The organism is Serratia sp. J2 (assembly GCF_046269175.1).
Classification (GTDB): Bacteria; Pseudomonadota; Gammaproteobacteria; order Enterobacterales; family Enterobacteriaceae; genus Chania; species Chania fonticola_C.
Genome location: NZ_JBKABN010000006.1, coordinates 43,068 through 55,619, shown reverse-complemented (window position 1 = coordinate 55,619; position 12,552 = coordinate 43,068). Strand labels below are relative to the sequence as shown.

13 protein-coding genes are annotated in these 12,552 nt (G+C 54.5%); 5 read left to right on the top strand and 8 right to left on the bottom strand.

The window, feature by feature from the left end:
* The first annotated feature begins 5 nt into the window (after nt 1–5).
* The 3 genes from potH (at nt 6) to rlmC (ending at nt 3,082) form a co-directional block, all read left to right on the top strand.
* Nucleotides 6–968, top strand: coding sequence for a putrescine ABC transporter permease PotH (gene potH, locus ACKWMY_RS08360; RefSeq protein WP_021804975.1), 963 nt, complete (start codon nt 6–8; stop codon nt 966–968).
* Nucleotides 965–1,810 (top strand): putrescine ABC transporter permease PotI, encoded by an 846-nt coding sequence (gene potI, locus ACKWMY_RS08355; protein WP_074028914.1) that lies wholly within the window; start codon nt 965–967, stop codon nt 1,808–1,810. Before potH ends, potI begins: the two co-directional genes overlap by 4 nt.
* Nucleotides 1,811–1,954: 144 nt before the next feature.
* Nucleotides 1,955–3,082 (top strand): 23S rRNA (uracil(747)-C(5))-methyltransferase RlmC, encoded by a 1,128-nt coding sequence (gene rlmC, locus ACKWMY_RS08350; RefSeq protein ID WP_308871677.1) that lies wholly within the window; start codon nt 1,955–1,957, stop codon nt 3,080–3,082.
* A 303-nt stretch (nt 3,083–3,385) separates the two neighbouring features.
* Here rlmC and ACKWMY_RS08345 read toward each other — a convergent pair whose 3' ends face one another.
* The 6 genes from ACKWMY_RS08345 to ACKWMY_RS08320 all read right to left on the bottom strand — a co-directional run bounded on the left by ACKWMY_RS08345 (nt 3,386) and on the right by ACKWMY_RS08320 (nt 8,010).
* Complete coding sequence (locus tag ACKWMY_RS08345) at nt 3,386–4,117, bottom strand: arginine ABC transporter substrate-binding protein (protein ID WP_409486160.1); 732 nt, start codon at nt 4,115–4,117, stop codon at nt 3,386–3,388.
* Nucleotides 4,118–4,312: 195 nt separating this feature from the next.
* Entirely contained in the window at nt 4,313–4,981 is a 669-nt protein-coding gene (gene artM, locus ACKWMY_RS08340; RefSeq protein ID WP_074028918.1) for an arginine ABC transporter permease ArtM, read from the bottom strand.
* Nucleotides 4,981–5,697, bottom strand: coding sequence for an arginine ABC transporter permease ArtQ (artQ, locus tag ACKWMY_RS08335; RefSeq protein ID WP_024486188.1), 717 nt, complete (start codon nt 5,695–5,697; stop codon nt 4,981–4,983). The genes artM and artQ overlap by 1 nt, the downstream gene beginning before the upstream one ends.
* A 9-nt stretch (nt 5,698–5,706) precedes the next feature.
* The gene (artJ, locus tag ACKWMY_RS08330) at nt 5,707–6,438 is read right to left on the bottom strand and encodes an arginine ABC transporter substrate-binding protein (RefSeq protein ID WP_024529841.1); all 732 of its coding nucleotides are present in this window, start codon (nt 6,436–6,438) and stop codon (nt 5,707–5,709) included.
* A 32-nt stretch (nt 6,439–6,470) separates the two neighbouring features.
* Nucleotides 6,471–7,199, bottom strand: coding sequence for an arginine ABC transporter ATP-binding protein ArtP (gene artP / locus ACKWMY_RS08325; RefSeq protein WP_409486211.1), 729 nt, complete (start codon nt 7,197–7,199; stop codon nt 6,471–6,473).
* Between the two features lie 262 nt (nt 7,200–7,461).
* Nucleotides 7,462–8,010, bottom strand: coding sequence for a lipoprotein (locus ACKWMY_RS08320; RefSeq protein ID WP_199063600.1), 549 nt, complete (start codon nt 8,008–8,010; stop codon nt 7,462–7,464).
* 176 nt (nt 8,011–8,186) lie between these two features.
* Between ACKWMY_RS08320 and ACKWMY_RS08315 the strand changes: the two genes are divergently transcribed.
* Nucleotides 8,187–8,510 (top strand): heavy metal-binding domain-containing protein, encoded by a 324-nt coding sequence (locus ACKWMY_RS08315; RefSeq protein WP_074028937.1) that lies wholly within the window; start codon nt 8,187–8,189, stop codon nt 8,508–8,510.
* A gap of 185 nt (nt 8,511–8,695) precedes the next feature.
* Here ACKWMY_RS08315 and ACKWMY_RS08310 read toward each other — a convergent pair whose 3' ends face one another.
* On the bottom strand, nt 8,696–10,117 hold the full coding sequence (locus ACKWMY_RS08310) for a DUF3300 domain-containing protein (RefSeq protein ID WP_409486159.1): 1,422 nt from the start codon (nt 10,115–10,117) through the stop codon (nt 8,696–8,698).
* 202 nt (nt 10,118–10,319) lie between these two features.
* Here ACKWMY_RS08310 and ACKWMY_RS08305 point away from each other — a divergent pair, with 202 nt between their 5' ends.
* Nucleotides 10,320–11,156, top strand: a complete 837-nt coding sequence (locus ACKWMY_RS08305; protein ID WP_409486158.1) for an N-acetylmuramoyl-L-alanine amidase — start codon at nt 10,320–10,322, stop codon at nt 11,154–11,156.
* 303 nt (nt 11,157–11,459) lie between these two features.
* On the opposite strand, the gene ACKWMY_RS08300 is transcribed toward ACKWMY_RS08305, so the two are convergent.
* Nucleotides 11,460–12,470, bottom strand: coding sequence for an NAD-dependent epimerase/dehydratase family protein (locus ACKWMY_RS08300; protein WP_024529886.1), 1,011 nt, complete (start codon nt 12,468–12,470; stop codon nt 11,460–11,462).
* Nucleotides 12,471–12,552: the final 82 nt, after the last annotated feature.

The window sequence follows — 12,552 nt, the reverse complement described above, 5'->3', positions numbered from 1 at the left end:
CTACCATGACATTGCTTTCTGAACGTTCGCCGGAGCCTCCGGCAAGAGTACCCGGCCCGATTAAGGCGTTTATCCAACGTTTGCAGATGGCCCATGGCCGCAAGCTGGTGATCGCGCTGCCGCTGCTGTGGCTGCTGCTACTGTTTATGCTGCCGTTCCTGATCGTGTTCAAGATCAGTCTGTCTGAACTGGCCTTGGCGGTACCGCCTTATACCGATCTGATGAGTTGGGCAGATGGCAAACTCGATATTGCGTTGAACTTTGCCAACTACCTGCAACTGACCGATGACCCGCTATACATCGATGCCTATCTGCAATCCTTGCAGATCGCGGCGGTTTCAACGCTGTGCTGCCTGGTGATCGGCTATCCGCTGGCATGGGCGGTGGCGCACAGTAAACCGTCGACCCGCAACATACTGCTGCTGTTGGTGATCCTGCCTTCCTGGACGTCATTCCTGATCCGTGTGTATGCCTGGATGGGGATACTGAAGAACAACGGGGTGTTGAACAACTTCCTGATGTGGTTGGGGGTAATCGATCAGCCGCTGGTGATCCTGCATACCAATCTGGCGGTATATATCGGCATCGTTTATTCCTATCTGCCGTTTATGGTGTTGCCAATTTATACCGCGCTGACGCGCCTTGATTACTCACTGGTTGAAGCCTCGCTGGATCTGGGGGCCAAGCCGTTGAAAACCTTCTTCAGCGTGATCATGCCGTTAACCCGTGGCGGCATTATTGCCGGATCTATGCTGGTGTTTATCCCGGCGGTGGGGGAGTTTGTGATCCCGGAACTGCTCGGCGGGCCAGACAGCATCATGATTGGCCGTGTGCTTTGGCAGGAGTTCTTCAATAACCGTGACTGGCCGGTCGCCTCGGCGGTTGCTACCGTGATGCTGCTGCTGTTGATTGTACCTATTCTCTGGTTCCACAAGCACCAGAACAAGGAAATGGGAGGGCAGGGATGAATAACTTGCCGGTAGTGCGTTCACCGTGGCGCATAGCGATTCTGGTGGTTGGTTTCACCTTCCTGTACGCACCGATGCTGATGCTGGTGATCTATTCGTTCAACAGCTCCAAGCTGGTTACCGTCTGGGCGGGATGGTCATTGCGCTGGTATGTAGAACTGTTCCACGATTCGGCGATGATCAGTGCGGTTGGCTTGAGTTTGACCATTGCGGCGGCTTCCGCCACGGCGGCGGTGATCCTCGGCACCATTGCCGCGATGGTGATGGTGCGCTTTGGGCGTTTCCGGGGTTCGACCGGGTTTGCCTTTATGCTCACCGCACCGCTGGTTATGCCAGATGTGATCACCGGTTTGTCGCTGCTGCTGCTGTTTGTGGCTATGGGGCACACCTTTGGGTGGCCTTCTGAGCGCGGGATGTTCACCATCTGGTTGGCGCACGTCACCTTCTGTACCGCTTATGTGTCGGTCGTTATCAGTTCGCGTCTGCGAGAGTTGGATCGTTCGATCGAAGAGGCCGCGATGGATCTGGGCGCGACGCCGCTGAAAGTGTTTTCTGTGATCACCTTACCGATGATTGCCCCAGCGCTGATCTCGGGCTGGATGCTGGCGTTTACTCTCTCGTTGGACGATCTGGTGATTGCCAGCTTCGTGGCCGGGCCAGGGGCCACCACTTTGCCAATGCTGGTATTCTCCAGCGTGCGTATGGGGGTTAACCCGGAGATCAACGCCTTGGCGACGCTGATCTTGCTGGTGGTGGGGATCATCGGGTTTATCGCCTGGTGGTTTATGGCGCGGGCGGAAAAACAGCGCGCGCGCGAGCTGCAAAGGGCCGCTCGTGGCTGATGCTGTTGACGATTAATCGAGCCTCAAACGCCGCCTGACCGGGCGGCGTTTTATCTTCTCCTGTTTTGGTAAATAAGTTTTTGTCTGCGTTGGGTGGTACAATCTGCGCCCTCATTGGTCATCCTGATTTAACGGTTACTATTCATGTATTGCGCTTTGTACTCGGCGGGAACCTGCCGTTCCTGTCAGTGGCTGGAAAAGCCTTATCCTCAGCAACTGGAAGAAAAACAACATCATCTGCAATCCTTATTGGCGGATCGCGATGTCGCGCAGTGGTTGGAGCCGGTGACGGGTGAACAGAGTGCATTTCGCAACAAGGCGAAAATGGTGGTCAGCGGTAGCGTTGAGCGCCCGTTGCTTGGCATGTTGCACCGTGATGGCACACCGGTAGACCTGTGTGATTGTCCGTTGTATCCGGCCAGCTTTGCTCCGATTTTCGCGGTCTTGAAAGACTTTATCCCCCGCGCCGGATTAACGCCTTATAACGTGGCGCGCAAACGTGGCGAACTGAAATATTTACTACTGACGGAAAGCACCTTCAGCGGCGGCCTGATGCTGCGCTTTGTGCTGCGTTCTGACAGCAAGCTGGCGCAACTGCGTGCGGCCTTGCCTTGGTTACAAGAACAGTTGCCGCAGTTGAAGGTGATCTCCGCCAATATTCAGCCAGTACACATGGCGATCATGGAAGGCGAGCATGAAATCCCGCTGACCGAACAGCAGGCGCTGGAAGAGCGGTTCAACCAGGTGCCGTTATACATTCGCCCACAGAGCTTTTTTCAAACCAATCCACAGGTGGCTAGCCAGCTGTATGCCACCGCACGGGATTGGGTTCGGGCGCTGGGGATCGCCAGCATGTGGGATCTGTTCTGTGGCGTTGGTGGCTTCGGGTTACATTGCGCACAGCCGCAAACCAGGCTGACCGGCATTGAAATCAGTGCAGAGGCGATTGCCTGTGCCAAACAGTCGGCGCAAACTCTCGGCTTACAGCAGGTGGATTTTCAGGCGCTGGATTCGACCCGATTTGCTATCGCTGAGGGGGAGGTTCCTGAGTTGGTCTTGGTGAACCCGCCGCGCCGGGGGATTGGCAACGAGCTGTGTGATTATCTCAACCGCATGGCACCAGGCTATATTCTTTATTCCAGCTGTAATGCGTTAAGTATGGCGAAGGATTTGGCGATGCTGCCGGATTACCGCGTTGAACGCGTGCAGCTATTTGATATGTTCCCGCACACAGCCCATTACGAAGTGTTGACGCTGCTGGTCCGGAAATAACTGCCCCTCACCCTAACCCTCTCCCACAGGGAGAGGGGACCGATCGAGTGTGTTTCAAATAGTAGTGACTTGCCTTGAATGAGGGGGGATCGAGTTTGCTGAGATGAGCTCTTTACTTGCAAAAGAGCAGGGCTATCAGCTCCCTCTCCCCCCAGGAAGAGGGGACCGATCGAGTGTGTTTCAAATAGTAGTGACTTGCCTTGAATGAGGGGCGGTCGAGTTTGCTGAGATGAGCTCTTTACTTGCAAAAGAGCAAGGGCTATAAGCTCCCTCTCCCTGTGGGAGAGGGTTGGGGTGAGGGGATTACTGTGGGAACCACTTATCGTTGATCGCCTTGTAGGTCCCATCCGCCTTGATCGCGTCCAGTGCAGCATTCAGCTTGGCCAGTAGTGCCTGGTTATCCGGGCGCACGGCAATGCCCAGACCGGTACCAAAGTACTGCGCATCGGTTACGTGCTCGCCTACGGCGGCCAGTTCCGGGTTATTCTTCAGCCACTCATTAACCACCGCCGTGTCACCGAACACGCCATCAATACGGCCATTCTTCAGCTCCAACACGGCATTTTGGTAGCTGTCATAAGACACGGTGTTAATTTCCGGGTGCTTGTCCTGCATGTATTTTTGATGCGTGGTGCCGTTTTCCATCCCCAGCTTTTTGCCTTTCAAATCCGCCAGCGTAGCGAACTTGCCTTTCTGAGCAATGACAATGGCCGAGTTGGCATAATAGGGCTGGGTAAAGGTAACCTGCTTGCTACGCTCTGGCGTAATGTCCATGCCGGAAATCACCGCATCATATTTTTTGAATTTCAGCGCGGCGATCAGGCTGTCAAAGGCCTGGTTGGTAAAGGTGCAGTCGGCCTGCATCTGCTTGCACAAGGCCTTGGCCAAATCGATATCGAAACCGACGATCTGGTTATTGGCATCCAGAGATTCAAACGGCGGGTAGGTCGCTGAAGAGGCGAAACGGATGGTGTCGGCGGCGGCGTTAAAGGTGATCCCGGCGAGAATGGTGGCGGCAAGTAACAGCTTTTTCATCGGTACGGCTCCTGTCGTAAATTTGATTGTGGTCTCGCCACCTTTTTTTTCTAACAATGGCACAAGGGCATTGTGAGTGGCTATGCCGATAACAATGCCATTTAGTGAATTACTATGCAATATAAATGACTAGAAAATTATCTTTGGCCATAAAAAAGCCCTGCACATGGCAGGGCTAGTTCAGCGAGGTTTGGCTCAGTTACGCCGTTCAAACGCCAATGCACGGCGTTCAACCATACGCATCAGTAACGTCAGCAGGCCATTGACGCACAGGTACACAATGCCAGCGGCACCGAAGACCATCACGTCATAAGTCCGGCCATACATCAGTTGGCTGTAGCCCATCACTTCCATCAGGGTAATGGTATAGGCAAGCGAGGTACTCTTGAACACCAGAACCACTTCGTTGGAGTAGGATGACAAGGCACGTTTGAAGGCATATGGCAGCAGAATACGTAGCGTTTGCTTGCGTGACATGCCCAGTGCTTCACAGGATTGCCACTGGCCTGCCGGGATAGCGCGTACCGCCCCATGGAACAGCAGGGTGGTGTAGGCCGCACTGTTCAGTGCCAACGCAATCATCGCGCAGAGCCAGGGTTGCGAAAGCAAGTTCCACAACCAGGGATACTCACGGATCGCCGGGAACTGGCCAGGGCCGTAGTAAATCAGGAAGATCTGCACCAGCAACGGTGTACCAGTGAACAACGTAATGTACGCCTTCACCAACTGCGTTAGCACCGGGGTTTTTAACGTCAGGATCACCGTCAGCACCAGCGACATCAGCAAGGCAACAATCAGTGCGACGATCGTCAACGACAGGCTGGTATGCAAGCCTTTGATGATTTCGGGGATGAACTCAAGCATCAGGCTGGCCCCCGCTCAAAACGTGTGGTGCGCAGCTCGATCCGCTTAAGGATATACTGGCTCAGCAGGGTGATCACCAGATAGATTGCCGCGGCAATCACATACCAGGTAAACGGCTCCTGGGTGCGGGTGGCAATGCTTTTGGTCTGCAACATCAGATCGTTAACGCTAATCAACGACACCAGCGCGGTATCTTTCAGCAGCACCAGCCACTGGTTGCCCAGTCCCGGCAGCGCGTGACGCCACATTTGCGGCATGATCAAACGGAAGAAGATGGCTGTCTTGCTTAGCCCCAGAGCCTGGCCGGACTCCCATTGGCCCTGTGGCACCGCTTTCAGCGCCCCACGCAGCGTTTGCGACGCGTAGGCAGAATAGAGCAGGGCCAGGGCGATAACGCCGCACAGGAACGGGCTGACTTCGAAATTATCGATGGACAGTTGCACCGGTAGTTGGAACAGGCCGAAGTTCAGGACGAAGCCGTCGGACAGCATCATCAGCAACTGTGAAGAGCCGAAGTAGATAAACAGCACCACCAGAATTTCTGGCAAGCCGCGTAGCAGGGTCACCCAGGCGGTGCCGAGCCAACTGACCGCTTTCCAGCGGGATGATTCCCAGACGGCAAACAGCATCGCCAGGATCAGGCCGAGGACCAGGGCACAAACGGCAAGGCCGACGGTCATCCCGGCGGCGCTAGCTAAAGGTTGGATTTCATTCATGGATAATGATTACTGCTGGAACCATTTTTTGTAGATGGTTTCGTAAGTCCCATCCTGCTTGATTTTATCCAGGGCGGCGTTGAATTTGCCCTGCAGTTCGGTATTTTGCAGGCGCATGGCAATGCCCAGACCGCTACCGAAGTAGTCTTTATCCGTCACTTTATCGCCCACAGCGGCCAGCGCTGCGTTTTCTTTCAGCCACTCGTTAACCACGGCGGTATCACCGAACACCGCATCAACACGGCCATTTTTCAGATCCAGAATGGCATTCTGATAGCTGTCGTAACCCACGGTGGTGATTTCCGGGTGTTTATCGGTCAGGAATTTTTGGTGCGTGGTGCCGTTCTGCACGCCAACGCGTTTGCCTTTCAGCGCGGCCACGTCGGCCACTTTACCTTTCTCGGCAATAAACAGGGCCGAGTTATCGTAGTAAGGCTTGCTGAACAGCACCTGCTTTTCGCGCTCAGGGGTGATATCCATACCGGCCATCACGGCGTCGAAACGCTTGAACTTGAGGCTTGGGATCAGGCTGTCGAAGCCCTGGTTGGTAAAGGTACACTCAGCCTGCATCTCTTTACACAGAGCGTTGGCCAGATCGACGTCGAAGCCCTGGATCTTGTTATCCGCCGCGACAAATTCGAACGGAGGGTAGGAAGCTTCGGTAGCGAAACGGATAGTTTCGGCTGCTGAGGCAGAAACGCTGATGCCAGCCAGAACGGCGGCGATTAGTAGTTTTTTCATCGCAAACTCCCTGAGAACAGCAAATATCGCTATTAGTGTGATAAGTAATTGGCAAACTCTACGGTTTGCGGTTGTGCAAAGTGGCTGGCATCGCCCTGTTCGACGATATGGCCATTTTCCATATACACCACGCGGCTGGCGGTTTTACGCGCGACTTCAACCTCATGGGTGACGATCACCTGAGTAATACCGGTGCCCGCCAACTCGCGAATAATGCTGACGATCTGCGCGGTAATTTCCGGATCCAGCGCGGCCGTAGGCTCATCGAACAGCAGAACCTGAGGTTCCATCATCAGCGCACGGGCAATGGCTACGCGCTGTTGTTGGCCACCGGAGAGATGCAGTGGGAAACGATCGGCAAAATCGGTCAGGCGTAACCGGGTCAGCAACTTGTCGGCACGCGCCATCGCTTGTGCCTTGCTCAGGCCAAGTACGCGGCAGGGCGCTTCAATCAGGTTTTGCACCACGGTCAGATGTGGCCAGAGAATGTACTGCTGGAACACCATGCCCACGTTTTGGCGCAGTTCGCGGATGGATTTCTCCCCCGGTGACTGTTTAAAGTCGAACTGATTGCCCGCGATTTGCAGGTGGCCAGAGCGTGGCATTTCCAGCAGGTTAAGCACCCGCAGCAGCGAACTCTTACCTGCACCGCTTGGACCAAGCAGCACCAGAGTCTCACCGGCAGGGCAATCCAGTGTAATGTTAAACAGCGCCTGATGTGCGCCGTAAAAGCAGTTGATATCTTTTAGTTGAATACTCATGCGCTGAAATTGAATAGACATTGATGCCGGGAATGGTAACTTCCACAGAATACTTATGCAATCTTTGTGAGTTAAAATTTATTAGTGCGTCGCAGAATGACTAAATAATAGCAGAAGATACCGTGAGCGCTGGCTGAATGGCGGATTTGTCGCGCACACTGTGAGATAGCTAGCTATTTTTCTCAAGGTGATGGGGTTTTGAGCATTTCTGAGGGGGGAATTGGCAACCGGGAAGGTGATACACCCGGCTGCCATCTTGGTGTTACTGGTTCTCAAGGACCTGGCGCAGCGTACCGCTGGCGGCATGCGGCGGGATGTTGAGGAAGCGGATATCGTCAACTACCCAGCAGGTGCCTTCACGGACCATCAGCACTTCGTCTTGCCAGTTGATTGCACTGGCCCCCTCTTTCTGATGGGTCAGCTGTACACGTAGTGGGATGTTTTTGGCATCGGTGTTAGGAATGGTGGAAGCGCTAGCAACCGTTGCGCTGGTTGGCCCTTGGGCATTGCCAGAGAACAGATCGCCAGTGATGGTGTGTTTACCAGGGTGCTGGCCGGCACTGACCAGATCCTGATACAGCACCTGGCTCAGGTAAGGCTGCAACTGTGCCAGACGGCTGCTGTCCGGCAGTGCGGTGCTTGGGCCTTGCTGAATGCGCAGGTCATAGAATTTCTGGGCCACCGTATCCGGGCCACCCTCCACGCAGGCGCCAGTGCGAACGCCAACATCCTTAAAGGCCGGTTCGACGGTGGTACAGGCGCTTAAGAACAGGGCCAAGGGTAAAACAACAGCAAGCGTTTTTGTTTTCATCTCATAACCTTATGTAAAAGTCTCTCAACCATGAAGACCGAAAACCACGGGACCAGCCTACAGTATAAAGGCGTTTTTGGTCCTTGCATTGGTGCTGTGTGCCATTGTGCCACAGAACATCCGCTTAAATTAGCTGTCATAATGCAGCAATGATTTGATTTTATAAGGAGTTCTTGATGCAATTGTCCACTACTCACACCCTGGAAGGGTTTACCATCACAGAATATTGCGGTGTAGTTACCGGCGAGGCGATTCTGGGTGCCAATATTTTCCGTGATTTCTTTGCTGGCGTGCGTGATATCGTTGGTGGCCGTTCCGGTGCCTATGAGAAAGAGCTGCGCAAGGCGCGTCAGTTGGCCTTTCAGGAGCTGCAGGAGCAGGCCAAAGAACTGGGAGCTAACGCGGTAGTCGGCATCGATATCGATTATCAAACCGTAGGTAAAGATAGCACCATGCTGATGGTCAGCGTCAGTGGTACCGCGGTAAAAGTCAGCCGCTGACATTCACCGACAGGCGCACAACGCTGCTAAGCGGGTGCTGCATGCGGTGTCACCACGGTCAAATCATACCCTGATAACCCGGCAACGGTTTGATACAACTGCCGCCACACCCAATCTTGCAAGGGGCGGCGGTAGTCGGTCATTGATTAATTGATGTTACCTGCCATGCAGCAGCGCCCCTTATCTTAACCCACTTTGTGCTCTCCTTTTCTCACCGGCGGATGTTCCGGTGGCCGTTTAATCGGGTCGGTGTGATGTGCAAGCACTGGGGCCTGAGGTTGGTGGAGTTGCGGCGCTGGCACTCTCGGATGCACTGGTGGAGCTATTGCTGAATGCTCAACAGGTGGTGCATGAAAAACGGTTTGTTTTTCAGGAGCCACAGGCTGCTTGATAGGATTATTGACCAAGGCGTGCGGATGGTAACTCGGTGGCAGTGGCTGGGTGTTGGGCCTGCTAACCGATACCGGCTGATGTACCACTGGAGTCACATGGAAATTAGGCGCGGTCATAGGGACTTTGGCATGGGGCATGGTGGCGGCAGGCCCAAAGTGAGGCGCTGACAGGGGAGTGCCGTTTGATGACGGATGCGCCATCGCCGGTGTGGCAAAGTGTGGCAGTTGGCCGTTATTGACCTGCACCGGTGAGTTGTAGCGGTTATGGCTGTCGTAATGATTCACCGTATTGTAACGGTTAACGTTATTGTACTCATTAACGTTAACCACCGTGGTGTTATGAGGAACGTAGGGCTGGTTGTTATATATCACCGGCTGATATCTGCCATTGTCATGCCTGCCCCAGTGCACACCCCAGTCGTTCCAGCCGTGGTGGTGATCGTTGATTAACGCACCGAGCGCAATTCCGGCCCCAAAGCCGATGATGCCGGTAGCCAGCATCTCGCCGCCGCTGTAGCCAGCGGGGGCGGCGTAATGGTAACCAGGATAAACCGGTACTGGTTCGCCATAGGCTTCCCAAGGGTTGTAATAGGGCACATACAGGACATCCGGTTGGCTAGGCTCAATCACTATGGTTTGCGGCGGGGCCATGACCAGACTCTGCGGTGCGACATAGTCAGGGGGAACTGCAGAGACGACAACCCGCTGCTGCTGCGTATTTTTCAACGTCCCCTTGTGTGCAGCACGTTGGCGCATAACTTGAATAGCGTTCATAACGTCGGTGGGATCGTTGAGATAAGCGTTGCCCAGTTGTGTCGTCCAGGGAATATTTTTCGCCATCTGATCAATAATATCTGGGAATAGCACCAGGCTGCGAACGCTGTTGTCCCAAGGTTGAGCATCGGCCGCATTGCTCAACGCGGCAGGTTGCAGCCCCGGATGTTGCGCTAGCCAGTTATTGGCTGCGCTGATCTGATCGGGATACTCCGCACTAGCCAGCACCTGAGCCAGTAATTTATCCGGGAACAGCGCGATGGGGCTGACCAACTGGTAAAGTTGATCTGCACTCAATGGTGTGTAAGCCTGAGGTGCGGTTGCCGCAGGCATTGAAGGGGAAGTCGCTGGTGTTGTCGCAGCGGTGTTTTTTTGATCGCAACCACTCAGTGGTAACAGCGTGATGGCTACCAGACAGGCTAAAACGCTTGGCTTGAACATGATTGACTCCGCTTCTTGCATGCCGGTGATACTTTGAGGCTAACACGTCGGCAGTAACTTGGTGGCCGGGGGTAACACTCCCTTGCAAATCAGGGGAGACTGTCATGGTTTGTTGATTAACTGGGTGATTTGATACAGGTTAATCAAAGTCGGTTACATATGGCCGGGCTGGCCGATAGAAGATAAATACAGGGAGCAAGAGGTGAAAATCAGAGCAGGGATAGTGGCGCTTATGCTGCTGTCGGGGTGCCAAAGTTCTCAGCACAACACTGTTATCGATCGCGGTAGCTATCGGTTGGAAACCCTGCATCAGGCACCAGGGGCCGATCAGCGTATCCGCTTCCTGGTGATGCATTACACCGCAGAAGATTTTCACTCTTCGCTGAAAACGCTGACGGACGAACATGTCAGTGCCCATTACTTGCTGCCCGCCTATCCGCCGCTGCAGGGCGGCAAACCGGTTGCGTATCAACTGGTGCCCGAAGCGTTGCGAGCCTGGCATGCGGGTGCGAGCAACTGGCGTGGACGTACCAATTTGAACGATACCTCGATCGGCATTGAGATCGTCAACCGGGGCTTTACCCGTAACATGCTGGAGAAAGACTGGCAGCCCTATACGCCCGAGCAAGTTGCGTTACTGATCCAACTTAGCCGCGATATTGTGCAGCGTTACGCGCTGCAACCGACAGACGTGGTAGGGCACAGTGACATCGCCCCGCAGCGCAAGCAGGATCCTGGCCCACTCTTCCCATGGCAACAGCTGGCGCAGGCAGGCATTGGTGCCTGGCCGGATGAGCGGGAGGTGGAACGTTATCTGGCTGGTCGTGATATGCATGAGCCGGTGGTGATGGCATCGCTATTGGAAAAGCTAGCGCGCTACGGCTATGGCGTCGATCCCACATGGGATGCCAAGCAGCAGCGCAATCTGGTTGCGGCGTTTCAGATGCATTTCCGGCCCAGCGATTATCGCGGTGAGCCAGATGCGGAAAGTGAGGCGATTATTGAGGCGTTGCTAAGCAAATACGGAGCTATGCGCTAACGCCAAAAAATGCCCTCACCCTCCCACAGGGGACCGATCGAAGTGGGTTTGAAAATTCGGTGGTGCACTTTGGATGAGTGGGCGATCAAGTTTGCCGAGATTATCTCTTTACCGCCAAATGTGCAGGGACTATCAGCTCCCTCTCCGTGTGGTAGAGGGGACCGATCGAAGTGGGTTTGAAAATTCGGTGCTGCACTTTGGATGAGTAGGCGATCAAATTTGCTGAGATTATCGCTTTACCGACAAATGTGCAGGGACTATCAGCTCCCTCTCCCTGTGGGAGAGGGTTGGGGTGAGGGGCCGTTATAGCCCGTGCAGATTACCGTGTTCTTTCAACCAACGAGCCGTACGGCTAATGCCTTCCTCTAGCGAAACCTGTGGTTGATAACCCAGCTCCTGCTGTGCGCGAGTGGTGTTCAGCGTCAGATCGAAATTGAGCTTGGCGACGCTGTAATGGGTCAACACGGGCTCTTTATCGCTTTTACTGCCCAGTTTTTCCATGCCACGCGCCATCATATCCAGCATTGGGTAGGGCACTGAGCGGATGCGGCACTTCATGCCCAACTCATCGATCAACTGTTGCAGTACGGTGCGTAGCGTGCAGGCTTGCTGATTGGAGATATTGTAGGCCCGGCCAGAAGGAGTCTCTTCCTTCACGGTGGCCAGCCACATGGCGTGTACCGCATTATCCAGATAGGTCATATCGACCAGTGCATCCCCGCCACGTGGTAACAGCAGGCTACCGTAGTGTTTGATCATATGCAGCAGGCGCGGCAGCATGATTTTATCGTGTGGGCCAAATAGCCCCTGTGGGCGCAGGATAGTGAAATGGGTTTGCGGATTGGACAGCGCCAACTGTTGCACCACCTGTTCCCCGGCGGCCTTGCTGCGGGCAAACTCGTTGGCATAACGAACCGGGCGGAAGTCTTCATCCACATTGCGGTGATGGTGATAATCAAAGTAAATCGCTGGCGACGAAATATGAATGAATCGTTCCACACCGTAGGCCGCAGCCCATTCCCCCAAGCGGCGGGTAGCGCGGACGTTGGCCAGTTCGAAGGCTTCTTCCGTGCCCCATGGGGAAGTGAAACCGGAGCAGTGCCACAGCACGTCCACATCCGCCAACATGGCTTTGGCCTGCGAAGAGATCAGGTTGGTGAGATCGGCATGGATGAATTCGGCACCCATTTTTTCCAGCAGGCAACCCATAGCCTGATTGCGCCCGGTGGCACGTACTTTTATGCCTTGGCGGCGGAGATATTCAACGGCGTTACGGCCTAACCCACTGGTTGCACCGGTGACCAATACCTTCATAACTCACTCTGTTCTCACCAAAAATCAGGATGCTGAGGGCGTTTTAGCGCGCCCCAGCAAATAAGATGCCATTCTTTCGTGA